Genomic DNA, 24,702 nt, shown 5'->3' with positions numbered 1-24,702 from the left:
GCTCACCCGCGCATCAGCGCTTCGATCTCGTCGGCCTTGACCGGCACGCCGCGGGTGATCAGCTCGCAGCCGGTGGCGGTGACGATGGCGTCGTCCTCGATGCGGATGCCGATGTGGTGGAAGCGCTCCGGCACGCCCTCGGCCGGGCGCACGTACAGGCCCGGCTCGATGGTCAGCACCATGCCCGGCTGCAGCAGGCGGCTGGGGCGGTTCTTGATGGTCTCGCCCGACAGCGGGTCCCTGCGCTCGCTGACGCTGCCGACCTCGCCGGGCTCCACGTAGCTGCCGCAGTCGTGCACGTCCATGCCCAGCCAGTGGCCGGTGCGGTGCATGTAGAACTGGAAATAGGCGCGCGATTCGATCACGTCGTCGACGCCGCCGACCTTGTCGCGGTCCAGCAGGCCCAGGTCCAGCATGCCCTGGGCCAGCACCTTCACGGTGGCGTCGTGCGGGTCGTTGAAGCGCGCGCCGGCGCGGGTGGCCGCCACGGCCGCATCCTGCGAGGCCAGCACCAGGTCGTACAGCGCGCGCTGCGGCCCGCTGAAGCGGCCGTCGGCCGGGAAGGTGCGGGTGATGTCGCTGGCATAGCCGTCCAGTTCGCAGCCGGCGTCGATCAGCACCAGCTCGCCGGCCTTCACCGGGGCGGCGTCGGCGCGGTAGTGCAGCACGCAGGCGTTGGGGCCCGCCGCGACGATGGAGCCGTAGGCCGGGTACTGCGAGCCGCCCAGGCGGAACTCGTGCAGCAGCTCGGCGTCCAGGTGGTACTCGCGCACGTCGCGGCCCTCGCGCAGCATGCGGGCGCTGGTCTGCATGGCGCGCACGTGGGCGCGGGCGCTGATGGCCGCGGCGCGGCGCATGATGTCCTGCTCGTGCACGTCCTTGACCAGGCGCATCTCGTCCAGCACGGCGCACAGGTCGCGCTGCTGCTGCGGGCACAGCGCGCCGTAGCGCACGCGCGCGCGCACCTTGTTCAGCCAGCCGCCCACGCGCGCCTCCAGCCCCTCGTGGATGGCGAACGGGTACCAGACCGCGTCGCGGTTCTCCAGCAGGCGCGGCAGCTGCGCCTCCAGCTCGCCCACCGACACCGCGGCATCCACCTCCAGCGCCGCCGGCGCGGCCTCCGGGCCCAGGCGAAAGCCGTCCCAGATCTCGCGTTCCAGGTCCTTGGGCGCGCAGAACAGGGTGCTGGTGCCGTCGCCGGCGACCACCAGCCAGGCGTTCGGCTCGGCGAAGCCGGTGAGGTAGTAGAAGTAGCTGTCGTGCCGGTAGATGTAGTCGGTGTCGCGGTTGCGCGGCCGCTCCGGCGCGGTGGGGATCAGCGCGATGCCGTTGGGGCCGATCTGCTGGGCGACGCGGGCGCGGCGCTGGGCGTACAGGGTGTTGCTCATGGTGCGTTCAGTTGGGCCAGGCGTTCCGGCGTGCCGACGTCCGTCCACGGCCCGGTATGGATCTCGGCGGTAACCTGGCCATTGTCCATCGCGGCGCGCAGCAGCGGCGCCAGCGGGGCCTTCAGGCCTTGCGGGTTGCCGGCCGGCAGGCCGTCGAACAGGGCCTTGCGGTACAGGCCGATGGTGGAGTAGGTATAGCGCGTGGCCGCCACGTTCAGCGCGCGGCCGTCGGGCGCCAGGCCGAAGTCGCCTGCGGGGTTGTGCGGCGGGTTCGGCACCAGCCACAGGTGGGCCAGCGCGCCGCCGGCGGCGAAGCGCTCGCTGGCCGCGCGGCTGAACTCGAAGCCGGGCACGTACACGTCGCCTGCCACCACCCAGAATACCTCCTGAAGCAGGGGCAGCGCGCGCGCGATGCCGCCCGCGGTCTCCAGCGCGCCGCCGAAATCGCGGCCTTCGTGCGAGTAGGCGATCCGCAGGTGCTCCTGTCCGGTGCCAAAACGGTCCTCGATCTGCTCGCCCAGCCAGGCGGTGTTGACCACCACCCGGCGGCAACCCGCGCGGTCCAGCGCCTCCAGGTGGTGCTGCATCAGCGGCTTGCCCTGCACGGCCAGCAGCGGCTTGGGGCAGGTGTCGGTCAGCGGCCGCATGCGTTCGCCGCGGCCGGCGGCCAGCACCATGGCCTGTCCCTGGAAGCTCATTCCCCGTCCCCCCGGTCCAGCGAGCGCTGCTCGGTCCATTCCGGGGCGAAGCGCTGCACCAGCGCATCCATCAGCGCCCGTGCCTGGGCGGCGTGGGCGGCCGCATCGGACACGTAGACGTCCAGCGTGGCGGCGCGCTCGAGCGGCCAGGTGTGCAGGCACACGTGCGATTCGGCCAGCAGCACGGTGGCGGTGACGCCGCCGGCGCCGGGACCGTCGGCCGGCAGGACATGGAAGAGTTGATCGACGGGGTGGAGCCCGGCGGCCCGGGTGGCCTCGACGCACCACGGGGCCAGACGTTGCGGGTCGGTCAGCCAGGCCGCGTCGCAGCGGCAGCGGTAGAGGTCGGCGGTCAGGTGGAGCCCTTGCATGCGGTGCACTGTAGACCATCACCACACCCTTCCATGGCCCGATGGGGCCAGCCGGCGCGGCCGCGGCGGGCACGGTCGCTAAAATCCGGGGTTTCCCTCGCCTTTTTAGGTCCCCTCTCTTTCTTTCCCGGAGCAGCCCTCGATGGCGAACCCCCAACAGATGGCCGACGCGATCCGCGCGTTGTCCATGGATGCCGTGCAACAAGCCAACTCCGGACACCCCGGGGCGCCCATGGGCATGGCCGACATCGCCGTGGCGCTGTGGAGCCGGCACCTGAGGCACAACCCCACGGACCCCAAGTGGTTCGACCGCGACCGCTTCGTGCTGTCCAACGGGCACGGGTCCATGCTGGTCTACTCGCTGCTGCACCTCACGGGCTACGACCTGCCGCTGGAGGAGCTGAAAAACTTCCGCCAGCTGCACAGCAGGACGGCCGGCCATCCCGAGGTCGGCATCACGCCCGGGGTGGAGACCACCACCGGCCCGCTGGGCCAGGGCGTCACCAACGCGGTAGGCATGGCGCTGGCCGAGAAGCTGCTGGCGGCCGAGTTCAACCGCGACGGCCTGGACCTGGTGGACCACTTCACCTACGTGTTCATGGGCGACGGCTGCCTGATGGAAGGCATCAGCCACGAGGCCTGCGCGCTGGCCGGCGCCTGGAAGCTGAACAAGCTGATCGCGATCTACGACGACAACGGCATCTCCATCGACGGCCAGGTCACGCCCTGGTTCATCGACGACACGCCTGCGCGCTTCAAGGCCTACGGCTGGAACGTGATCGGTCCGGTGGACGGCCACGACATCGACGCGGTGGACCGCGCCATCGCCGACGCCCGGCGCTGCGCCGACAAGCCCACGCTGATCGTGGCCAAGACCGAAATCGGCAAGGGCAGCCCCAACCGCGCCGGCAGCGCCAAGGCGCACGGCGAGGCGCTGGGGCTGGAGGAGGTCAAGCTCACGCGCGAGGCGCTGGGCTGGCCGCACGAGCCCTTCACCGTGCCGCCCGAGGTGTATGCCGACTGGGACGCCAGGGCGCGCGGCCGCGAGCTGCAGGCCCGGTGGGAGGACCGCTTCGCCACCTACCGCCAGGCGCAACCCGGGCTGGCCGCCGAATTCGAGCGGCGCATGAGGGGCGAGCTGCCCCGGAACTTCGCCCAGGTGGCGGTGGACGCCGCCGTGGCGGCCCATGCCAAGGCCGAGACCGTGGCCTCGCGCAAGGCCTCCCAGATCGCGCTGGAGGCCTTCACCGCGCAGCTGCCCGAGCTGCTGGGCGGCAGCGCCGACCTGACCGGCTCCAACCTCACCAACACCAGGTCGACGCCGCCGCTGCGCTTCGACCTGGCCGGCGAGGTGGTCCTGACCGAAGACGGCAAGATTGGTCGACACATCAACTACGGCGTGCGCGAGTTCGGCATGGCGGCGATCATGAACGGCGTGGCGCTGCACGGCGGCTACATCCCCTATGGCGGCACCTTCCTCACCTTCAGCGACTACAGCCGCAACGCCATCCGCATGGCGGCGCTGATGAAGCAGCGCGTGATCCACGTGTTCACCCACGACTCCATCGGCCTGGGCGAGGACGGGCCCACGCACCAGTCCATCGAGCATGCGTCCAGCCTGCGGCTGATCCCGCAGCTGGACGTCTGGCGGCCCTGCGACACGGCCGAGACCGCCGTGGCCTGGGCCGTGGCGCTGCAGAACGCCAACCGTCCCACGGCGCTGCTGCTGTCGCGCCAGAACCTGCCGTATGCACCCAAGGCCGGTCTGGAGGACATCAGCCGCGGCGCCTACGTGCTGGCCGAGGCGGCCGAGGTCGGCCTGGCGCGCAAGCCGCAGGCCGTGATCATCGCCACCGGCTCCGAGGTGCAGCTCGCGCTCAAGGCGCAGGAGCAGCTGGCGGCCCAGGGCGTGGCGGTGCGCGTGGTCTCCATGCCCAGCACCACCACCTTCGACCGCCAGGACGCCGCCTACAAGAACGAGGTGCTGCCGCGCGGCGTGCCGCGTGTGGCGGTGGAGATGGGCGTGACCGACTTCTGGTGGAAGTACGGCTGCGCCGCGGTGGTGGGCATCGACAGCTACGGCGAGTCGGCGCCGGCCAGCGTGCTGTTCAAGCATTTCGGGTTCACGCCGGAGAACGTCGCGGACACCGTCCGCGCGGTGCTCGGGCATTGACTGGTTTCATCAACTTCGCATCGGGAGCAAACGCATGACCCTCAAGATCGGCATCAATGGCTTTGGCCGCATCGGCCGCAACGTCCTCAGGTCCGCCGTCCAGAACTTCGGCGACATCGAGGTGGTGGGCATCAACGACCTGCTGGAGCCGAACTACCTGGCCTACATGCTGCAGTACGACAGCGTGCACGGGCGGTTCAAGGGCGAGATCGCGGTGGACGGCAACACCCTGCTCGTCAACGGCAAGAAGATCCGCCTGACGCAGGAGCGCGACCCCGCCAACCTGAAGTGGGGCGAGATCGGCGCCGAGGTGGTGGTCGAGTCCACCGGCCTGTTCCTGGACAAGGACTCGGCCGCCAAGCACCTGGCCGCCGGCGCCAAGAAGGTCATCATCTCGGCGCCCAGCAAGGACGACACGCCCATGTTCGTCTTCGGCGTCAACCACAAGACCTACAAGGGCGAGGCCATCATCTCCAACGCCTCGTGCACCACCAACTGCCTGGCGCCGCTGGCCAAGGTGCTCAACGACAAGTGGGGCATCAAGCGCGGCCTGATGACCACGGTGCACGCGGCCACCGCCACCCAGAAGACCGTCGACGGCCCCAGCAACAAGGACTGGCGCGGCGGCCGCGGCATCCTGGAGAACATCATCCCCTCCAGCACCGGCGCGGCCAAGGCGGTGGGCGTGGTCATCCCCGAGCTGAACAAGAAGCTCACCGGCATGGCCTTCCGCGTGCCGACCTCCGACGTGTCGGTGGTCGACCTGACGGTAGAGCTGAACAAGGAAGCCAGCTACAAGGAGATCTGCGCCGAGTTCAAGGCCCAGAGCGAAGGCGCGCTCAAGGGCGTGCTGGGCTACACCGAGGACAAGGTGGTGGCCACCGATTTCCGCGGCGACCCGCGCACCTCGATCTTCGACGCCGAGGCCGGCATCGCGCTGGACGGCACCTTCGTCAAGCTGGTGAGCTGGTACGACAACGAGTGGGGCTACTCCAACAAGGTGCTGGAGATGGCGCGCGTGGTGGCCGCCAGGTAAGCCGGGCCTGACCAAAGAAAAAGCGCGCCGCGGCGCGCTTTTTCTTTGCCGTGACTCGGCGTTCTTATCGCAGCTGCCCGTTGCTGCGGATTTCCTGTGCCAGCTTCTTGGCCAGGTCATCGGTCGCGCGCCGTGCAGCGAGGCTGAAGTCGCTCTTGAATTCATTGAACTCAGCTGCGCCGTTGCCGGACGCGCGCAGCTTCGTCACCTCGACGCCGCTGCCATTCGTCACGACGCATGACAGGTCCGTGGTGAAGACGGTAGGCGGCCAGGTGAATGGGGACGGTGAACTCGAGGTCGTCTTGATCTCCGGCGTGAAGACGAAAGAGGCGCCGGATTCCTTCACCGCGTTTGCGTCGGCTGCCGAATTCAGCACCACCACCTCCTGGTAGACCGACCGCAGGACGTCACGGATCGACTTTTCCAAGTCGCGGTAGGGGAAGTAGCTGACCTTGTCACCGCCGCCGCCGGGCGTGGTGACCTGCTTGGCGCGGTCAGCATCGCTCATCACGTAAGCCACCTTCTTCTGCACCAGGCGGGATTCGACACGCTCGGGCACGTTCTGGGTGCTCATCGAGATGGGGTGCGCGCAGGCACCCACCAAGGCGGCCATCACCAATGCAGCTGCCGTTTTCAAGACTCTCATGGGGCGCTCCTGTGCTGTTGATTGCTTATTTGCCGATGGCGGCGATGAACTGCGGGTCTGAATACACGGTCTTCAGCAGTTCTCGCACCAGGCCACCGTAGGCCGCCTGGCCTGCCGGGATGGCGACATTGCCGGCGAAGCTGGACTCGAAGGTGGTGTTGGCCTGGTACTTCTTGCGCAGCCGCTGGCGGCCGTCGCGCGCCACGGTCAGTTCGACTTCCATGGCGCCGGTGCCGACCGTGAAACCCGCCACATTGATCTCGTTGTGGGCGATGGTCGCGTCCAGCCGGGTCTTCGAAGCAGGATCCAGCACGGAGATTTCCTTGAGATCGCTGGCCAGTGCGTCCTCCAGGTACTTGGAGAAAGTGCCGCTCGGCGAGACAAGGGCCGCGCCGCGCAGCGACAGGTTGTTGACCTTGTGCTGCGGGTCGGTGGGCTGGACGGCACCGATGGCGACTGTCGCCGGTTTGGACGCCTTGAGCCGGTCCAGTGCCTGGTAGTCGCTGCCGTACGGGCCAGCCTTGAACTGAGCGCAGCCGGTTGCAAGCGCGGCAAACGCGCCGAGCGCCCATAGACGGACGTGGTTGGTAGCCATGACCACCTCTCCTCTTTTATGCATGAGCGTAGCACGTATCAATTCGTTTCCAAGCGCATGAGTTCCTCGGATGAAGTCCAGGTGTGTGTCGGAAGCCACGCTGTAAGGGCGCGCGCAGCAAAGGTCGTGCTCGCCCTCGATGAGCGCATTTAGCAATTCGTCCTCGCCCCGTCACCGACGCGCCACGCCACCGCTCAGGCGTCAAGCTTCTGCAAGCGACTGCCCAGGAAAGCATCACCCGGCGCCAGGCCAGTGCAGGAGCCGCTGCGCGCCGGGTTCCACAGGTTTGTCCACAACCTTCTCCACGAACACTGTGGGCAGCGGGACCGCCGGGGTGTGCTAGGCGGGCGCGTCCCCGCCCTCGCGCAGCCAGCGCCACAGGGTGGAGCGGCTCACGCCCAGCGCGCGGGCGGCCTCGCCGTGCCGGCCGCTGCTGCGGGCCAGGGCCTGCCGGGCGCGCGCGCTGCGGGTGCCTGAGAGCGGCCCCGGTGGCGTCCCCGCGGCCGGGACCGGCACGCCATCGAGCAGCGCGGCGAAGTCGGCACGCAGCCGCGCGGCATCGATGGCGCCGGCCGAGGACCATTGCAGCAGGTGCACGGCCAGCCGCTCCATCGCGTTCTCCAGTTCGCGGATATTGCCCGGCCAGGGGTGCGACTCCAGCGCGCCGCGCAGCGGCGCCAGCACCTGCCGCGGCTCCACCGTCGAGCCGAGCCGGCCCAGGCCGCGGCGCAGCAGGGCCTCGGCCAGCGGCAGGATGTCCTGGCGGCGCTCGCGCAGCGCCGGCAGCGCCAGCGGCAGGGTGTTGATACGGTAATACAGGTCCTGGCGGAAGCGGCCTTCGGCCACCAGCGCGGCCAGGTCGCGGTGGGTCGCCGCGATGACGCAGACATCCACCGGGATGGCGGCGGTGCCGCCCAGGCGGGTGACCTCCCGCTCCTGCAGCACCCGCAGCAGGCGCGACTGCAGCGCCAGCGGCATGTCGCCGATCTCGTCCAGGAACAGCGTGCCGGTGTGGGCCGCCTCGAACAGCCCGCGCCGGCCGCCGCGCCGCGCGCCGGTGAAGGCGCCCTCCTCGTGGCCGAACAGCTCGCTCTCCAGCAGGCTCTCGGGGAAGGCGGCGCAGTTCACCGCGACGAACGGCCGCTTGGCCTGCGGCCCGGCGTCGTGGATGGCCTGGGCGAACAGCTCCTTGCCCACGCCGCTCTCGCCAGTGATGAGGATGCCCTGGCCGCTGCGCGCGTAGCGCCGCGCCGTCTGCACCGCCGCCAGGAAGGCGGGCGCCTGGCCCAGCAGGCTGCCGAAGCTGTAGCGGGTGGTAGCCTGCTGGCGCCGCCGCTGGATGCGCAGCAGGTTGTCCGCCTCGTGGATCTGGCGCGGATCGTCCAGGGTGAGCGCCGCGCCGGCGACCAGCCCCTGCTCGAGGATGGGCGTGCGGCGCGCCAGCCAGTCGCGGCCGGCCAGCCGCAGCACGGTGTCGTGTTCGCCCTGCCCGGTCGCCAGCGTGGGCTGCAGGGCCAGCTCGGGCGGCAGTTCCGCGAGCGGCCGGCCCACCAGCGGCTGCAGGCCCAGGATGGCCTGCATCGCCGGATTGGCGGCGATCACCCGGGCTTCGGTGTTGACCGCGAGCACGGCTTGGCGCAGGTGGTGCACCACGCTGCTCAGCTGCTCGTAGCGGCCGGCTTCCAGGCGGGCCACGCGGGCCAGCTCGAGCGCATCCTCGAAGCCCTGGCGGACGCTGGCCAGCGAGTAGGCCAGCAGGCCGTGCAGGCCGGCGTTCTGCGCCAGCTCCACCACCACGCTGGAGCCCACGACCACCGCCACGCCATCGGCGCGCAGGGCGGCCACGCACCGCCGCGCCACCTCGGGCGTGGTGTAGGCGTACTGGCGGATGTCGACGTTCAGCAGCGCCTTGACGGCGTCGAGCTCCGGGATGGTCTGGCCGTAGGTCACGATGCCCACGCGGGGCGAGACCTCGCGCGCCCGGATCAGCGCCTGCAGCAGGTCGAAGCCGCCGAGCTTGATGGTGGCCACCGGCACGTTCAGCCCCGCGCGCAGCAGGCTGGCGTTGGAGCCGGCGCTGACGAACACGTCCACCAGGCCCTTGTCGATGCGCTCCTGGGCCAGCCCCAGCGCCGCGTCGAAGCTGCCGTCCACCACCTCGATGTCGGCGCGGCCGGCGTACTCCGCCACGATGGGCATGGCGAAGGCGCGGATCTGCCGGTAGCTGAGGAAGCACAGCCGGGGCCGACGGGCAGGAGGGTGGTGCAAGGTGTCCATGGGGGGAAGGCGCTATGTTGCAATGAAACAGGGTCGTGTCGCAACATGTCGCATGCGGGCGGTCGCCACCGTCCGTTTCCCCAGCAAATTCAAGGGCCTGGTGCGCAGGCACGCCTCGTGCAAAGCAGGTGGCTTCGAGACAGCTGTACCGCAGGCACGATCCCATGGCCCCACCCGTTCACTCCCCCTCTTCCTCCACGCTGGCGCAACGGCTCAGGCAGCCGGGGCTGGTCGTGGCGCCCGGTGTGCACGAGATGGTGTCCCTGCGGCTGGCGGACACCTTCGGCTTCGAGGCCCTGTACATGACCGGTTTCGGCACCGTGGCCAGCTACCTGGGCCTGCCGGATGCCGGCATCGCCACCTACACCGACATGGTCCATCGCGTCAAAGCCATGGCCTCCATGGCGCGCGCCCCGCTGATCGCCGACGGCGACACCGGCTACGGCGGCCTGCTGAACGTGAGCCACACGGTGCGCGGCTACGAGGCGGCGGGCGCGGCGGCCATCCAGCTGGAGGACCAGGAATTCCCCAAGAAATGCGGCCACACGCCGGGCCGCCGGGTGATCCCGATGGCCGACATGGTGCGCAAGATCAAGGTCGCCTGCGAGGCGCGCGCCAGCCGCGACTTCCTCGTCATCGCTCGCACCGACGCGCGCACCACGCTGGGCCTGGACGAGGCCCTGCGGCGCGCCGAGGCCTATGCCCGGGCCGGCGCGGACGTCCTGTTCGTCGAGTCGCCCGAATCGGTGCAGGAGATGGAGCGCATCGGCCGCAGCACCGACCTGCCGCTGGTGGCCAACATGGTGGAAGGCGGCCGCACGCCGGTGCTGGACCGCGCCCAGCTGGAGGCGCTGCGCTACAAGATCGCCATCTTCCCCGTGACGGCGCTGCTGGCCGCCACCGAGGCCATGCGCGGGGTGTACGCCCAGCTCAAGGAGCAGGGCTCCTCGGCCGGCCTGGCGATGCCGCTGATGCCCTTCAGCGACCTGACCAAGCTGATGGGCTTCGAGGAGGTCTGGGCCTTCGACCGGCGCCACGCCGAGATCCCCTGAGCCGCGCGGCCGCGCCTATCCTTCCGATCCAACACCGACAAAGGAGACAGACATGACCCCCCAGCACCTTTTCGCCCCGACGGGCCTGCGCCGGCGCCGCTGGATGGCCGTGGCCGCCGGCGCGCTGGCGCTGGGCGCCGGCGCCCTGCCCGCCCTGGCGCAGGACGCCTGGCCGACCCGGCCGATCCGCCTGGTGGTGCCGTTCACGCCCGGCGGCGTCACCGACACCAGCGGCCGCCTGGTCGCGGAGTACCTGGGGCGCCGGCTCGGCCAGCAGGTGATCGTGGACAACAAGCCGGGCGCCTCCGGCAACATCGGCAGCGCCCTGGTCAAGGATGCGGCGCCGGACGGCTACACGCTGGTGCTGGGCTTCGACGGCACCATGGTGATCAACCCGCACGTGTTCAGCAAGCTGCCGTTCGACACGCTCAAGGACTTCACGCCCATCGGCAAGATCGGCGACGCCACGCTGATCCTGGTGGCGCATCCCGAGGCGCCGCTGAAGACGGTGGCCGACGTCGTCTCGGTGTCCAAGAGCCGCCCCGGCGGGCTGTCGTTCGGCACCTCGGGCACCGGCGGCACGCCGCACATCGCGGGCGAGCTGCTGAAGATGCGCACCGGCGCCAACCTGACCCACGTCCTCTACAAGGGCGGCGGCCAGGCCCTGACCGACGTGGTGGGCGGCACCATCCCGCTGGTCTATACCGCCGTCGCCGGCGCGCACGGCTTCGTCAAGAACGGCAAGCTGCGCGCGCTGGCCGTCTCCAGCGCGCAGCGCACGCCGGCGCTGCCGGACGTGCCCACCTTCATCGAGGCGGGCGTGCCGGATTTCGTCGTCAACTCCTGGGTCGGCCTGCTGGCGCCCGCCGGCCTGCCGCCGGCCATCGCCGCCCGCCTGAACACCGCGCTCAACGCGGTGCTGAACGACCCGGAGGCCCGCGACAAGCTGCGCGTGCTGGGAATCGAGGCGGCGCCGGGCAGCGCCGAGCAGTTCCGCGATGAGATGCGGCGCGACCTGGCGCGCTATGCCGAGGTCGTCAAGGCGGCCGGCATCAAGATCGACTGAATCCCGCGGCGGAGATTGCATCCATGGACCTCCAGCTCGGCGGCAAGCATGTGCTGATCACCGGCGGCAGCAAGGGCATCGGGCTGGCCTGCGCCCAGGGCTTCCTGCGCGAAGGCGCCACGGTGAGCCTGGTCTCGCGCAACAGCGCCCACCTGGACGCGGCCCTGTCCCTGCTGAAGGCGCAGCAGCCCGCATCGGCCGGGCGTGTGGCCCTGGTGGCGGCCGACCTGCGCCGGCCCGAGCAGGCGCTGCAGGCGCTGGAGCAGGCCGAAGCCGCCCACGGCGCGGTCGACGTGCTGGTGAACTCCGCCGGCGCGGCGCAGCGCACGGTGCCGGACGAACTCGATGCGCAGGCCTGGCACGACGCCATGGACGCCAAGTTCTTCACCTACATCCACATGACCGACCCCGTGGCCAAGCGCATGGGCGCCCGCGGCGCGGGCGCCATCGTCAACGTGATCGGCGCCGGCGGCAAGACGCCCAGCGCCCACCACCTGCCCGGCGGCGCCGCCAATGCCGCGCTGATGCTGGTCAGCGCTGGGCTGGCCGCCGCCTACGGGCCGCGCGGCGTGCGGGTCAATGCGGTCAACCCGGGCGCCACCGTCACCGACCGCCTGAAGTCGGGCCTGGAAGTGGCCGCGCGCATGGGCCGGATCCCGGTGGAGGAGGCGCTGCGGCGCGCCTCGCAGGACGTGCCGCTGGGCCGACTGGCCCAGCCCGAGGAGGTCGCCAACGTGGTGCTGTTCCTGGCCTCGCCTTGCGCCAGCTACGTCACCGGCGCCCAGGTGTCCATGGACGGCGCGGCCCGGCCCATGGTGGTCTGAGGCCGGCGCCGGTTAGGACGGCCGGGCCGTCTTCCTGAAAACCATCAGGTGCTGCCAGGGCAGCACGTCCGCCGTGCGTTCCCACGCCAGCGCGTGCGGCGCCATCTCGCGCCGCACCTGGTCCTGGCTCATCTTGTGCAAGGGCTTGATGGGCACCTTCGGGTCCTCGGCGCGGTACTCCACCAGCACCACGCGGCCGCCGGGCTTGAGGGCGCGCACCAGGCTGTCCATCGCCTCGAACGGAAACTCCAGCTCGTGGTAGACGTCCACCAGCACGGCCAGGTCCAGCGTCGCGGGCGGCAGGTTCACGTCGGTCGGCGTGCCCAGCACCGGGCGCACGTTCCCCAGGCCGGCGCGCGCCGCATCCTGGCGCAGCAGCCGCACCATCTCGGGCTGCACGTCGGTCGCCCACACGGTGCCGCCGGGCGCCACCTGCGGCGCCATGCGGCGGGTGAGGTAGCCCGAGCCCGCGCCCACGTCGGCCACCTGCTGACCCGGCCGCAGCGCCAGCTCGCGCAGCAGCAGGTCGGTGCGCTCCTCGCGCTCGCGCTCGCCGCGTTCCAGCCAGGCGGCGCCCTGCCAGCCCATCACGCCCGAGATCTCGCGGCCCATGTAGACCTTGCCGATGCCGTCGGGGCTAGGCGCAACGCGGCGGTAGCGCTGCGGCGCTTCCTGCGCGATCACGGCCAGCGGCAGACCGGCCAGCGCCAGGCCCAAGCATTGCAGCGTGGCACGCCGGTTCAACTGCGGGAGCGGGCTCATTGCCAGCCTCAGTGGTGGTGCCCGTGCTCGCCGTGCACGTGGCGGTGCGCGATCTCCTCGGCGCTGGCGGCGCGTACGCCGATGACCTTGATGGCGAGCTTGAGCGTGCGGCCCGCCAGCGGGTGGTTGCCGTCCAGGTGCACGGCGTCGCCCTTGATCTTGCTCACGGTAAAGGCCTGCGGCGCGCCTTGGGGGCCGGGCAGCTCCAGCTGGCCGCCCACCTTGACGCCGGGCGGGAACTCGCGCTTGGGGATGGTGCGCAGCAGCGCCTCGTCGCGCTCGCCGAAGGCGTCGGCCGGCGCCAGCACCAGGGTCAGCTCGTCGCCGCTGGCCCGGCCTTCCAGTGCCGCTTCGATCTTGGGGAAGGTGTTGTCGTAGCCGCCGTGCAGGTAGACCATGGGCTGCTTGCCGTCCTGCACCAGGCGGCCCTGGTCGTCGGCGATGCGGCAGCGCAGGGTCACCACCGTGTCTTTTTCGATCTTCATGGCGGCGATTGTCGCCCGTGCCGGGCTACAGTGGCGGGCTCATGAGTGATACCGCGTCCTCCGTCCCGCAGAAGCAGGACAAGAAAAAGCCCCGGCCCCCGCGCGAGGTGCACCCGCTGCTGCAGCGCCTGTGGCAGCTGCACCCGCGGCTGTTCGGTGCCCGTTTCCGCCCGCTCAAGCTGGGCGTGTTCGAGGACCTGATGGCGAGGCACCCCGGACAGTTCCAGAAGGAAGAGCTCAAGCAGGCGCTGGGCCAGCACGTGCGCTCCACCCGCTACCTGGAGGCCGTGGCCGAGGGCGACCGCCGCCACGACCTGGACGGCAACCCGGTGGACGATGTGGCGCCCGAGCACGTGCAGCACGCCATCCTGGAGGTGTTCCGCCGCCGGCAGGCACGCGACGCGCAGAAGGCGCGCACCTGGGCCGTGCACCGGCTGGCGCAGGCGATCCAGGCCAGCGGGCTGTCGCGCGAGGACTACCTGGAACGCGTGCGCACCGGCGACGACACCGCGCTCGCGCTGCTGGACGAGGCGTTCGCCCTGGTGGCCGAGCAGGCGGCGCGGCGCGAGGCGCTGCTGCGCGCCTTCCGCGCCAGCGGCCAGGACGTCGAGTCCTTCGCCGAGATGTACGGCCTGGAACCGGACGCGGTGCGGGCGATGCTGCCCGCCGCTTAGGTGCCGCCGGTGCGCCGGGCGAAGCGCATGGCGCCGTCGCGCAGCGGGCTGAACCTCAGCGACAGCAGGTCCTGCAGGTAGTTCTGGTGGATGCGCCAGGGCCGGCGCTCGCCCTGCCGCGGCAGCAGGTCCGCGGCGCGCTGCACATAGCCCGAGCTCAGGTCGATGGCGGGACGCGTGGCCATCGCGGCCGGCCCGTCCGCCGAAGGCACGCAGATGTCCCAGCCCCGTGCCTGCATGTGGTTCAGCAGGCGGCACACGTAGCGCGCGATCAGCTCGCACTTGAGCGTCCACGAGGCATTGGTGTAGCCCATCGCCGTGGCCAGGTTGGGGATGCCGCCGTACATCAGGCCCCGGTACGACACGGTCTGCGCCAGGTCCACCGGCCGCCCGTCCACGGTCAGCCTGGCGCCGCCCAGCAGCTTCAGCTTCAGCCCGGTGGCCGCCACCACGATGTCGGCTTCCAGCGCCTGGCCCGAGGCCAGCAGGATGCCGCGTTCGGTGAAGCGCTCGATGCGGTCGGTCACGATGGACGCCTTGCCGCTGCGCACCGCCCGGAACAGGTCGCCGTCGGGCGCGATGCACAGCCGCTGGTCCCAGGGCTTGTACGCCGGCTTGAGGTGGCGTTCCACGTCGAAGCCCGGGCCGAGCAGGCTGGCGGCGGACCGCAGCAGCCAGCGGGCCGTCGCCTCGGGCCTGCGCCGCGCGAACTGGAACAGGGCCATGGACAGGGCGATGTTCTTCCAGCGGATCAGCCGGTGCGCCGCGCCGGCCGGCAGCCAGCGCCGCCAGGCCGCGCCGATGCGGTCGCGCGCCGGCAGCGCCGCGATGTAGCTGGGCGAGCGCTGCAGCATGGTGACGTGCCCGGCGGCGGTCGCCAGCTCGGGCACCAGGGTCACGGCGGTGGCGCCGCTGCCGACGACGACCACCCGGCGGCCGCTGACGTCCAGCGCCTGCGGCCAGTGCTGGGGGTGCACGATGCGGCCGCGGAAGTCCGCCGTGCCCGCCCACTGCGGCTCGTGGCCGCGCTCGTAGTCGTAGTAGCCGCTGCAGAAGAACAGGAAGCGGCATTCGAAGCGCGCCTCCTGGCCGGACGGGGAGGTGGTGCTCACCGTCCAGCGCGCCTGCGCCGAGTCCCAGCTGGCCGCGGTGACGCGCTGGCCGAAGCGGATGTGCCGGTCGATGCCGTGCTCGCGCGCCGTGCCGGCCACGTACTCGCGGATGTCGGGGCCGCAGGCGAACGAGGCGTCGCTGGGCCAGGGCCGGAAGCTGTAGCCCAGGGTGTACATGTCCGAATCCGAGCGCACGCCCGGATAGCGGAACAGGTCCCAGGTGCCGCCGATCGCCTCGCGCGCCTCCAGGATGGCGTAGCGCAGGCCCGGGCAGCGCGCCTGCAGGTGGTAGCCGGCGGCGATGCCCGACAGGCCCGCGCCCACCACGACCACGTCGAAGAAAACCGGTTCAGCCGGCATGGCGCCCCCGCAGCAGCTTGCGCGCCTGCCGCACCACCAGCGGCTGGTAGGCCGACCCCAGCAGGCGCACCAGCCGGTCCAGCCGGCGCGCGTCCGGCCCGACCAGGATGCGGCGGGCGTTGCGCTGCACGCCATCCAGGATCTGCCGCGCGGCCGCGTCGGGCGGCGTGACCCTGATCAGCGCGTCGCCGCGCTCGCGCTGGGCCTGCGCGGCGACGCCGGTGCGGCGGACCAGCTCCTCGTCGATGCGCTGGGCCCGCGCGATGTTGGTGGCCACCCCGCCCGGGTGCACGCAGCTGGCGCTGACGCGGCCGCCTTCCATGTCCAGCTCCATGCGCAGCGCCTCGGTGTAGCCGCGCACCGCGAACTTGCTGGCGTTGTAGGCCGCCTGGGTCGGCATGGCCATCAGGCCGAACAGGCTGGAGATGTTCACCACGTGGCCTTCGCCGCTGGCGCGCAGGTGCGGCAGGAAGGCCTGCGTGCCGTGCACCACGCCCCAGAAGTTGATGCCCATGATCCATTCGAAGTCCACCGGGTGCACCGCGTCGGCGGGCGCGGACAGGGCGACGCCCGCGTTGTTGAAGACCAGGTTGACGCGGCCATGCTCGCGCACGCAGGCGTCGGCCCAGGCGAACACCGCCTTGCGCTGCGCCACGTCCACCGCGGCGGCAGTGACACGCACCCCGCAGTCGCGCAGCTGTGCGGCCGTCTCGCGCAGCCCCGCATCGTCGACGTCGCCGAGCGCCAGGTGCGCACCCCGGCGCGCCAGCTCGTGGGCCAGCGCGCGGCCCAGGCCGCTGCCGGCTCCCGTGACCGCGGCGACCCTCCCTTGCAGATTCCTCATGGCCTTGCCTCCCTGGTTGACGATCCAGCTGCGCCACCGGCCCTGTCTGGCGGCGTGTGTCGCCAATGTAGCGTGGGCCTGCGGGTGGTCTGGGCGCCCTGCGCGGCGCCTCGCTCAGCTGGCGCGGGCCACCAGCTCCCGGGTGCTCGCCAGCCTGGGCGCCACCATCGGCACCGTGAGCATGGTGCTGGCCACCGCCATCAGCAGCAGCGCGGTGAAGGTGTCGCCGGTGATGATCCTCTTGTCCAGCAGGATGTTGGCGAAGATGATCTCGATCAGCCCCTTGGTCTGCAGCAGCCAGCCGATGATGGAGGCCTCGCCCGGCGCCCAGCCCAGCACGCGGCCGGCCAGCTGCGCGGCCAGCAGCTTGCCCGCCACCGAGGCCGCCAGCAGCAGGCCGGCAGCGAAGAACACGGCCGTGCCGCCCACGTCCCATTCGGTGCGCAGGCCGGTGGACAGGAAGAACACCGGCATCAGCACCAGCAGCACGTGATGCCGCAGCAGGTCCATCTGCGCCTGCTCGAACCACTCGCTGTCCATCACCGCGCCGGCCAGGAAGGCGCCCACCATGTAGTGCAGGCCGGCCCAGTCGGCGCCCAGCGAGCACAGGATCAGCCAGATCAGGGCCACGAACCAGCGGTCCGCGGCCGGCAGGCGCCGCATCAGCACGCGCAGCCCCCAGGCCAGCGCGGCGAAGGCGGCGATGAACGCGGCCTGCTTGCCCATTCGTTGCCAGTCCATCAGGATGAGGGCCAGCACGCCCCAGATGGCGATGTCGTCCAGGCTGGCATAGCGCAGGATGCGCTGGCCTAGGGCCAAGCGCAGGATGCCCATCTTCTCCATCAGCAGGATCAGGATGGGCAGCGCCGTCACCGCGCATCCCATGCCCACGCCGGCCACGAACTGCCAGGGCCGGGCCGCCGCGCCCATCCAGCCGCCCATGCCCAGGAGCACCAGCGCCGCGCCGCAGCCCAGCACCAGCGGCGTGCCCAGGCACAGCGCCGCCGTGATGCCGCTCTCGCGCCGGTGCTGCCAGGCCTTGCGCAGGTCCAGCTCGACGCCGGCGATGAAGATGAACAGCGTCACGCCCCACCAGGCCACGCCGTTGAGGGATTGCACCACCGGCGCGCTGAAGACGAACTGGTAGTAGTCGGGGTAGAGCTTGCCCAGGATGCCCGGCCCCAGCAGCAGCCCGGCCAGGATCTGCACCACCACCAGCGGCGCGAAGTACTCGGTGCGTCCCAGCCGCCAGATCAGGTAGGGCAGGGTGAAGATGATCGCCATGGCGATCAGGAAGATTTCGGTGACGGTCACGGGCGCCGGCCGGAGGGCCGCTCCTCCACGGTTGAGCAGAGCGTGATCTTAGCGGGGTGTTCGCCAAAAACGGGAGGTGAACGAGCCCCTTGCCTACACGGCCGGGCCCGCGCCGCGGCTAGAACGTGGCATCCCCCGCTGCAATCCCCAAGGAGACGCCATGACCACCGTCCTCGACCGGCTGTCGCCGTATGCCACCAACATGATCCGCATGGACCACACCCATGTGCTGGCCACCTTCCACCAGTACAAGACCACCAGCGCGCCGCGCGTCAAGCAGGGCCTGGCGGGCACCATCTGCCTGGCGCTGGAGATCCACGCCCAGCTGGAGGAGGAGATCTTCTACCCCGCGCTGCGCGCCGTCACCGACAACGAGGCGCTGCGCAAGGCCGTGCCCGAACACAACGAGATGAAGCGCCTGATCGCCCAGCTGCGCGCCATGCAGCCCACCGACGCGCGCTACGACGACACGCTGATGGAGCTGATGCGCGATGTGATGCACCACGTGGCCGACGAGGAGACCACCATCCTGCCCGAGGCCGAGCGCCTGCTGCAGGACCGTCTGGGGGAGCTGGGCCGCAAGATGACCCAGCGGCGCCTGGCGCTGCTGGCGCCGCGCAGCGGCCGGCTGGCTGCCGACATGGCGCGCGCCATGCCGGCCAGCTCCATGGCGCTGGTCGCCGGCGTGGTGGCCGGGGGCCTGCTGCTGGGCAACCGGCTGGCACGCCGCGTGTGATGGCTGCACGCGAAGGCTTGCGATGAACCGTTTCTTCACGGCGCCCAAACCCGCCCGTCCCATCCCGGTGCTGGCCGGCCCGGACCACACGCTGGCGTTCGCGGCCGATCCCTACCGCTTCATCGGCCGGGAATGCGCCGCCCGCCACACCGACGTGGCGCAGGGCCGGCTGCTGCTGGCGCCCACCCTGTTCCTGACCGGCGCGCCGGCGGCCCAGCTGTTCTACGACAAGGAGCGCTTCGTGCGCGCCGGCGCCGCGCCCGAGCCGCTGCGCGCCACCCTTTTCGGCAAGGGCGCGGTGCAGACGCTGGACGGGTCGGCCCACCTGCGGCGCAAGGCCTTCTTCCTGGAGGCCACGGCGCCCGCGCGCGTGGCCGCGCTGGTGCGCCAGGCCGAGGTCACCTGGCTGACCATGGCCTCGCACTGGCGCAGTCAGCCCCAGCTGGTGCTCTACACCTCGGCGCAGGAATGGCTGACGCGCTCGGTCTGCGCCTGGGCCGGCGTGCCCCTGCCCGAGCACGAGGTGCAGCTGCGCACCGGCCAGCTCGCCGCGCTGTTCGACAGCGCCGCGTCGGGCCTGGGCGCGCACCTGCGCGCGCGGCGGGCGCGCAGGCAGGCCGAAACCTGGCTGGCCGGCCTGGTCCAGGAGATCCGCGACGGGCGCCGGCGCGTGGCCGGGCGCACCCTGCTGCAGGCGGCGGCCGAGCTGACCGACGAGCGCGGCGAGCCGCTGCCCGCGCGCATCGCCGCCGTCGAGCTGCTCAACGTGCTGCGGCCCACCGTGGCGGTGTCGGTGTTCGTGGTGTTCGCCGCGCACGCGCTGCACCACCATCCCGGCTGGGCGCCCACCCTGGCCGCCGGTGGCGACCTGGGCGCCGACGCCTTCGTGCAGGAGGTGCGGCGCTTCTACCCGTTCTTCCCCGCCATCGCCGCGCGCGTGCGGCGCGACTTCGTCTGGGAGGGCTACCACTTCCCGCAGGGCCGGCGCGTGCTGCTGGACCTGTACGGCACCAACCACGACGGCCGGCTGTGGCCGCACCCGGGCGAGTTCCGGCCCGAGCGCTTCATGGGCCGCATCCCCGGCCTGTTCGAGCTGGTGCCGCAGGGCGGCGGCCGCGCCGACGACCAGCACCGCTGCCCGGGCGAAGGGGTGACCCTGGCGCTGATGAAACTGGCCCTGCGCCTGCTGGTGCAGCGCTCGCGCTACCGCCTGCCGCCGCAGAACCTGGCCATCGACATGCGCCGGCTGCCGGCGCTGCCGCGCGATCGTTTCGTGATCGCCGACTTCCAGCCGGTGTAGCGCGCGGCCAGGCGGCTGGGCCGCCGGGCGGTTCGCGCCCACAATCGGCGGCCATGGCCAAGGATCACGACTCGATGGAGGACAGCAACCGGTCCTCCAACCCCAGCATCCACGAGGTCTCTTTGCCTTCCCGGCGCACGGTGCTGCGGGGCGGCCTGGGCGGCCTGCTGGCGCCGCTGGCTGCCGGCGCCGCGCCGCAGCCGGCCGCCGGCCCGGCGCCGGCCGGCACCGGCCCCTTGCTGGGCTTTCGAAGCGTGGCGGTGAGCACCGAAGACCGGGTCACCGTGCCGCAGGGTTATGTTGCCCAGGCCCTGGCCGCCTGGGGCGAGCCGGTCGGCCTGCCCGGCCGGCTTCCGCCGTTCCGGCCGGACGCTTCCAACACCGCGGCCGAACAGGAGGCCCAGCTGGGCATGCACCACGACGGCATGCACTTCTTTGCCCTGGAAGGCGGCCGAGGCGGCCTGCTCGCGATGAACCACGAGTACACCGACGACGGCCTGCTGCACCCGGACGGCTTTCGCACCTGGAACGCCGAGAAGGTCCGCAAGTCGCAGGCCGCGCATGGCGTCTCGGTGATCGAGGTCCGCCAGCAGCCGGACGGCGGCTGGCAGGTGGTGCGGCCCTCGCGCTGGGCTCGGCGCATCACGGCGCGCACGCCCATGGCCTTCGGCGGGCCGGCCGCCGGCCATGCCCTGCTGCGCACCGCGGCCGACCCGGCCGGCCTGCGCCCGCTGGGCACGCTGAACAACTGCGGCAGCGGCCGCACGCCCTGGGGCACCTACCTGACTTGCGAGGAGAACTTCGCCTTCTACTTCCGCGGGCCCGACCGGCCCGGCGGGCACGAGGCGCGCTGGGGCATCGGCCCCACCGGCGGCTGGTTCCGCTGGCACGAGCACGACGAGCGCTTCGACGCGCGCCGGCACCCGAACGAGCCGAACCGCTTCGGCTGGGTGGTCGAGATCGACCCGTTCGACCCCGCCTCCACGCCGGTCAAGCGCACCGCCCTGGGCCGCGCCGCGCACGAGGGCGCGACGGTGGCGGTCACGCGCGACGGCCGCGCCGTCGTCTACTCGGGCGAGGACGCGCGCTTCGAGTACCTCTACAAGTTCGTCTCGCGGGATCGCATCCGCCCCGGCGGCCGGCGCGGGAACGCCGGCCTGCTGGACCACGGCACGCTGTACGCCGCCCGCTTCGGCGCTGACGGCAGCGGGCGCTGGCTGCCGCTGGTGCATGGCCAGGGGCCGCTCACCGCCGCCAACGGCTTCGCCGACCAAGGCGAGGTGCTGGTCAAGACCCGCCAGGCCAGCGACCGGCTGGGCGCCACGCGCATGGACCGGCCCGAATGGATCGCGGTCGCGGCGGACGGCTGGGTGTACTGCACGCTGACCAACAACAGCGCGCGCGGCAGCGTGGGGCAGCCGCCGGCGGACGCCGCCAACCCGCGCGCCGGCAATGCCATGGGGCACATCCTGCGCTGGCAGGAGGCAGGCGACTTCGACGGGCTGCGCTTCCGGTGGAACCATTTCGTGCTGGCGGGCGACCCGGCCAACCCGCGGGCCGAGGCCCGCGGCAACGTGCGCGGCGACGCCTTCGCCTGCCCGGACGGGCTGTGGGCCGACGCGCGCGGCGTGCTGTGGATCCAGACCGACATGTCCGCCGCCGTCATGGGGCGCGGCGAATTCGCCCGGCTGGGCCACAACGCCATGCTGGCGGCCGACCCGCGCACCGGCGAGGTCCGCCGCTTCCTGGTGGGTCCGCCCGGCTGCGAGGTCACCGGCGCCACCATGGCGCCGGACGGCCGCACGATGTTCGTCAATATCCAGCATCCCGGCGAAAACCCGTCCGAGCGCGGCGGCACGGGGCGCTCCACCTGGCCGGACCACCGTCCCGGCGGCCGGCCGCGGTCGGCCACGGTGGTGATCCGCCGCCTGGACGGCGGGCTCATCGGTACCTGAGTTCCTGATGAGCCCCGCTCGCGCCATGCCGCGCGTGCGCAGCTATCAATGCGATAGCGTTGCCGAACGCCCTGCATGGCACCGGCTTCCTGTCCGTAGCGTCCCATCGGCGGGGTCCTACAGGGCGTGAGTGCCCGCTCGCTACCGTTGAGGGATGGACAGTTCGCGCAAGGACAAGGGCGAGCCCAAGGGCCGCCCATCCGCCACCCGACAGGAGTTCGAGGTGGCCTACTACACCAAGGAACTGGGACGGCCGCTGCAGCGCAGGATGCTGCAGTCGCAGCTGGCCCGGCTGAACCGCGACCCGGCAGGCGGCAGCATCGAGGCGGCGCACCAGGAGGACCTGACGCCCGTGCCCTCGAAGAACCGCACCTGGGACGACCGCGCCGGCTGAGGTCAGCGCGCAGCAGGCGGCACGCGAACGCGGCTTTGTCCTGCAAGCGCCGGCCCCACGGGCCGGCCCATCTGGCGTAGGCTGTCCGCACGACGACAGCCCGGAGCGTTTCCATGGACGCCAGCGAACATCCCATCCACCCCGCCGTGACGGGCATCCGCCAGCGCGGCGTGGCCAAGGTCAAGGTGGCGTGCAGCGACATCGACGGCGTGCTGCGCGGCAAGGTCCTGCAGGCCAGCAAGTTCGAGGGCGCGGCGGACGGCGGCTTCGGCTTCTGCGACGTGGTGTTCGGCTGGGACTGCAACGACAACCCCTACGACAACACCCGGGTCACCGGCTGGCAGCACGGCTTCCCCGACGCGCTGGCGCGGCTGGACCTGGGCACGCACCGCAACGTGCCCTGGGACGGCGGCATCGACTTCTTCCTGGGCGAGTTCATCAACCCGGACGGCAGCCCCTACGCGGTCTGTCCGCGCCAGACGCTCAAGCGCGTGCTGGCGCGCGCCGAGAAGCTCGGCTTCCAGGTCTTCACCGGCATGGAATACGAGTGGTTCAATTTCCGCGAGACGCCGCAGGGCTGGGCCGCCAAGCAGGGGGTGGCGCCGGAGCCGATCACCCCGGGCATGTTCGGCTACTCGCTGCTGCGGATGAACCAGCACCGCGAGTACTTCAACGCGCTGATGGACGAGATGCTGGCCTTCAAGGTGCCGATCGAGGGGCTGCACACCGAGACCGGCCCCGGCGTGTACGAGGCGGCGCTGGGATTCTCGCAGGCGCTGGAGCAGGCCGACCGCGCCATCCTGTTCAAGACCGGCGCCAAGGAGATAGGCGCGCGCTTCGGCATCATGCCCAGCTTCATGGCCAAGTGGAGCGAGCACTACCCGGGCTGCTCGGGCCACATCCACCAGAGCCTGTCGGACGGCCAGGCCAACGTCTTCTACGGCAAGGGCAGCCAGCGCGGGATGAGCCCGGTGTTCGAGAGCTACCTGGCCGGCCAGGTGGCCTGCCTGATGGAGTTCGCGCCCCTGTTCTGGCCCACCATCAACAGCTACAAGCGCCTGGTCGACGGCTTCTGGGCGCCGGTCAAGCCGACCTGGGGCGTGGACAACCGCACGGCAAGCTTCCGCGTCATCGCGGGCGGGCCCAAGAGCACGCGGCTGGAGACGCGCTGCCCGGGCGCCGACGTCAACCCCTACCTGGCCATGGCGGCGGTGATCGCGGCCGGACTGCACGGCGTGGAGAAGGGGCTCAAGCTCACGGCGCCGCCCATCACCGGCACCAACCAGGGCGCCGAGAACGTGCCGCGCGCGCCGCGCACGCTGATCGAGACCACCCGCATCTTCGAGCGCTCCGAGGTGGCGCGCGACTGGCTGGGTGACACCTTCGTCGAGCACTTCGCCGCCACGCGCGACTGGGAGTGGCGCCAATGGCTGGACGGCGTGACCGACTGGGAGCGCCGCCGCTACTTCGAGATCATCTGAGAAGGCCGCGATGGAGCTGAGCCGCTTCGCATTCCCCACCGACATCCGCTTCGGCGCCGGCGCCCGCAAGGCAGTGGCGCCCCACCTGCGTGAGCAGGGCCTGCAACGCCCGCTGCTGGTGACGGACAAGGCGCTGGCCGCGCTGCCGGTACTGGCGGAGTTCCGCACCCACCTGCAGGGCCTGGACGTAGCGCTCTACGCCGGCGTGGCGGGCAACCCGACCGCCAGGCAGGTGATGGACGGCGCCGCGGCTTACCGGGCCCATGGCGCCGACTGCGTGATCGGCTTCGGCGGCGGCGCGGCGCTGGACGTGGCCAAGGTGGTGGGCCTGGCCGCCACCCACGAGGGCGACATCCTGGAATACGCCTGGGACCACCCGCAGGTGCGGCCGATCGCGGGCGAGCTGCCGTACTTCGTGGCGCTGCCGACCACCGCCGGCACCGGCTCGGAGGTGGGCCGCTCGGCGGTGATCAGCGAGGACGCCACCCACCTCAAGCGCGTCATCTTCAGCCCGCGGGTGCTGGCGCGCTGCGTGTTCGCCGACCCCGAGCTGACGCTGGGGCTGCCGCCCCATGTCACGGCGGCCACCGGCATGGACGCGCTCACCCACAACATCGAGAGCTACCTCTCGCCGGCCTACCACCCGCTGTGCGACGGCATCGCGCTGGAAGGCGCGCGCATCGCGGCGCGCTCCCTGCCCATCGCCGTGCATGAGCCCTCCCGGCTGCAGGCCCGCGCCGACATGATGATGGCGTCGATGATGGGCGCCATCGCCTTCCAGAAGGACCTGGGCGCGGTGCATGCCTGCGCCCATGCGCTGGGCGCGGTCTGCGACCTGCACCACGGCCTGGCCAATGCGCTGATGATCGACACCGTGCTGGCCTGGAACCACGAGGCCGTGCCGGAGAAGTTCGACGAACTGGCGCACGCCTGCAAGGTCGCGGGCGGCGGCGCGGCCTTCGTGCCCTGGCTGCAGCAGCTCAAGGCCCGCGTCGGCATCACCGGCCGGCTGTCGGCGCACGGCGTGCAGGCGCGGCAGCTGCCGCAGCTGGTCGAGATCGCCGCGGCCGACATCTGCCACCACACCAACCCGCGGCCCGTCACGCCCGCCGACCTGCGGCGGCTGTTCGAGACCGCGCTGTAGACCGCAAGGAGCCCA

At 71.6% G+C, this 24,702-nt stretch carries 23 protein-coding genes; 12 read left to right on the top strand and 11 right to left on the bottom strand.

Annotated elements, in window-relative coordinates:
* Positions 1 to 2 precede the first annotated feature (2 nt).
* From RTA_RS19330 to RTA_RS19320, 3 genes are read right to left on the bottom strand one after another with little or no spacing between them, the layout of a single operon-like run.
* Positions 3 to 1,388, bottom strand: a complete 1,386-nt coding sequence (locus RTA_RS19330; protein ID WP_013903123.1) for an aminopeptidase P N-terminal domain-containing protein — start codon at positions 1,386 to 1,388, stop codon at positions 3 to 5.
* Positions 1,385 to 2,086: an N-acetylmuramate alpha-1-phosphate uridylyltransferase MurU gene (murU, locus tag RTA_RS19325; protein ID WP_013903122.1), complete on the bottom strand. Its 702-nt coding sequence runs from the start codon at positions 2,084 to 2,086 to the stop codon at positions 1,385 to 1,387. The genes RTA_RS19330 and murU overlap by 4 nt, the downstream gene beginning before the upstream one ends.
* Positions 2,083 to 2,457, bottom strand: coding sequence for an S-adenosylmethionine decarboxylase family protein (locus tag RTA_RS19320; RefSeq protein WP_041675779.1), 375 nt, complete (start codon positions 2,455 to 2,457; stop codon positions 2,083 to 2,085). The genes murU and RTA_RS19320 overlap by 4 nt, the downstream gene beginning before the upstream one ends.
* A 142-nt stretch (positions 2,458 to 2,599) precedes the next feature.
* Here RTA_RS19320 and tkt point away from each other — a divergent pair, with 142 nt between their 5' ends.
* Both tkt and gap read left to right on the top strand, forming a co-directional pair.
* Positions 2,600 to 4,630, top strand: a complete 2,031-nt coding sequence (tkt, locus tag RTA_RS19315) for a transketolase (protein ID WP_013903120.1) — start codon at positions 2,600 to 2,602, stop codon at positions 4,628 to 4,630.
* Positions 4,631 to 4,664: 34 nt separating this feature from the next.
* Entirely contained in the window at positions 4,665 to 5,666 is a 1,002-nt protein-coding gene (gene gap / locus RTA_RS19310; RefSeq protein WP_013903119.1) for a type I glyceraldehyde-3-phosphate dehydrogenase, read from the top strand.
* A 64-nt stretch (positions 5,667 to 5,730) separates the two neighbouring features.
* On the opposite strand, the gene RTA_RS19305 is transcribed toward gap, so the two are convergent.
* The 3 genes from RTA_RS19305 to prpR all read right to left on the bottom strand — a co-directional run bounded on the left by RTA_RS19305 (position 5,731) and on the right by prpR (position 9,184).
* A complete protein-coding gene (locus tag RTA_RS19305; RefSeq protein WP_013903118.1) occupies positions 5,731 to 6,312 on the bottom strand; it encodes a hypothetical protein in 582 nt (193 codons plus the stop codon).
* 25 nt (positions 6,313 to 6,337) lie between these two features.
* Positions 6,338 to 6,907: a hypothetical protein gene (locus RTA_RS19300; protein WP_013903117.1), complete on the bottom strand. Its 570-nt coding sequence runs from the start codon at positions 6,905 to 6,907 to the stop codon at positions 6,338 to 6,340.
* A 339-nt stretch (positions 6,908 to 7,246) separates the two neighbouring features.
* Entirely contained in the window at positions 7,247 to 9,184 is a 1,938-nt protein-coding gene (gene prpR / locus RTA_RS19295; RefSeq protein ID WP_013903116.1) for a propionate catabolism operon regulatory protein PrpR, read from the bottom strand.
* Between the two features lie 164 nt (positions 9,185 to 9,348).
* On the opposite strand from prpR, the gene RTA_RS19290 reads away from it, so the two are divergent.
* The 3 genes from RTA_RS19290 to RTA_RS19280 are packed head-to-tail and all read left to right on the top strand — an operon-like array spanning position 9,349 to position 12,126.
* Complete coding sequence (locus RTA_RS19290; protein ID WP_081466325.1) at positions 9,349 to 10,236, top strand: isocitrate lyase/PEP mutase family protein; 888 nt, start codon at positions 9,349 to 9,351, stop codon at positions 10,234 to 10,236.
* 52 nt (positions 10,237 to 10,288) lie between these two features.
* Positions 10,289 to 11,302, top strand: a complete 1,014-nt coding sequence (locus RTA_RS19285; RefSeq protein ID WP_013903114.1) for a Bug family tripartite tricarboxylate transporter substrate binding protein — start codon at positions 10,289 to 10,291, stop codon at positions 11,300 to 11,302.
* A 23-nt stretch (positions 11,303 to 11,325) separates the two neighbouring features.
* Entirely contained in the window at positions 11,326 to 12,126 is an 801-nt protein-coding gene (locus tag RTA_RS19280; protein ID WP_013903113.1) for an SDR family oxidoreductase, read from the top strand.
* 12 nt (positions 12,127 to 12,138) lie between these two features.
* Here the strand turns inward: RTA_RS19280 and RTA_RS19275 are convergent, their stop codons facing one another.
* Positions 12,139 to 12,888, bottom strand: coding sequence for a class I SAM-dependent methyltransferase (locus tag RTA_RS19275; RefSeq protein WP_013903112.1), 750 nt, complete (start codon positions 12,886 to 12,888; stop codon positions 12,139 to 12,141).
* 8 nt (positions 12,889 to 12,896) lie between these two features.
* Positions 12,897 to 13,373 carry an FKBP-type peptidyl-prolyl cis-trans isomerase gene (locus RTA_RS19270; protein ID WP_013903111.1) on the bottom strand — a complete coding sequence of 159 codons (477 nt, stop codon included), beginning with the start codon at positions 13,371 to 13,373 and terminating at the stop codon, positions 12,897 to 12,899.
* A gap of 41 nt (positions 13,374 to 13,414) precedes the next feature.
* Here RTA_RS19270 and RTA_RS19265 point away from each other — a divergent pair, with 41 nt between their 5' ends.
* Positions 13,415 to 14,047, top strand: a complete 633-nt coding sequence (locus tag RTA_RS19265; RefSeq protein WP_013903110.1) for a ProQ/FINO family protein — start codon at positions 13,415 to 13,417, stop codon at positions 14,045 to 14,047.
* Here the strand turns inward: RTA_RS19265 and RTA_RS19260 are convergent.
* The 3 genes from RTA_RS19260 to RTA_RS19250 form a co-directional block, all read right to left on the bottom strand.
* The gene (locus RTA_RS19260; RefSeq protein WP_013903109.1) at positions 14,044 to 15,519 is read right to left on the bottom strand and encodes a flavin-containing monooxygenase; all 1,476 of its coding nucleotides are present in this window, start codon (positions 15,517 to 15,519) and stop codon (positions 14,044 to 14,046) included. The two genes, RTA_RS19265 and RTA_RS19260, sit on opposite strands and share 4 nt — an antisense overlap.
* Positions 15,509 to 16,363: an SDR family NAD(P)-dependent oxidoreductase gene (locus tag RTA_RS19255; protein WP_013903108.1), complete on the bottom strand. Its 855-nt coding sequence runs from the start codon at positions 16,361 to 16,363 to the stop codon at positions 15,509 to 15,511. The genes RTA_RS19260 and RTA_RS19255 overlap by 11 nt, the downstream gene beginning before the upstream one ends.
* A gap of 114 nt (positions 16,364 to 16,477) precedes the next feature.
* Positions 16,478 to 17,677 carry a cation:proton antiporter gene (locus RTA_RS19250; RefSeq protein WP_013903107.1) on the bottom strand — a complete coding sequence of 400 codons (1,200 nt, stop codon included), beginning with the start codon at positions 17,675 to 17,677 and terminating at the stop codon, positions 16,478 to 16,480.
* Between the two features lie 160 nt (positions 17,678 to 17,837).
* Here RTA_RS19250 and RTA_RS19245 point away from each other — a divergent pair, with 160 nt between their 5' ends.
* From RTA_RS19245 to RTA_RS19220, 6 genes are all read left to right on the top strand, one after another.
* Positions 17,838 to 18,413, top strand: a complete 576-nt coding sequence (locus RTA_RS19245; protein WP_013903106.1) for a hemerythrin domain-containing protein — start codon at positions 17,838 to 17,840, stop codon at positions 18,411 to 18,413.
* 22 nt (positions 18,414 to 18,435) lie between these two features.
* On the top strand, positions 18,436 to 19,713 hold the full coding sequence (locus RTA_RS19240; protein WP_013903105.1) for a cytochrome P450: 1,278 nt from the start codon (positions 18,436 to 18,438) through the stop codon (positions 19,711 to 19,713).
* 53 nt (positions 19,714 to 19,766) lie between these two features.
* A complete protein-coding gene (locus tag RTA_RS19235; protein ID WP_041675778.1) occupies positions 19,767 to 21,668 on the top strand; it encodes a PhoX family protein in 1,902 nt (633 codons plus the stop codon).
* A 154-nt stretch (positions 21,669 to 21,822) separates the two neighbouring features.
* Positions 21,823 to 22,062 carry a hypothetical protein gene (locus RTA_RS19230; protein ID WP_041675777.1) on the top strand — a complete coding sequence of 80 codons (240 nt, stop codon included), beginning with the start codon at positions 21,823 to 21,825 and terminating at the stop codon, positions 22,060 to 22,062.
* A 113-nt stretch (positions 22,063 to 22,175) separates the two neighbouring features.
* Positions 22,176 to 23,543, top strand: coding sequence for a glutamine synthetase family protein (locus RTA_RS19225; RefSeq protein ID WP_013903102.1), 1,368 nt, complete (start codon positions 22,176 to 22,178; stop codon positions 23,541 to 23,543).
* Positions 23,544 to 23,553: 10 nt separating this feature from the next.
* Complete coding sequence (locus RTA_RS19220; protein WP_013903101.1) at positions 23,554 to 24,687, top strand: iron-containing alcohol dehydrogenase; 1,134 nt, start codon at positions 23,554 to 23,556, stop codon at positions 24,685 to 24,687.
* The last annotated feature ends 15 nt before the right edge of the window (positions 24,688 to 24,702 follow it).

Origin of the sequence: Ramlibacter tataouinensis TTB310, assembly GCF_000215705.1 — a bacterium.
In the GTDB taxonomy this organism is placed as follows: Bacteria; Pseudomonadota; Gammaproteobacteria; order Burkholderiales; family Burkholderiaceae_C; genus Ramlibacter; species Ramlibacter tataouinensis.
Note: the sequence above shows the minus strand (reverse complement) of the source record. Positions and strands in the feature narration are given on the sequence as shown.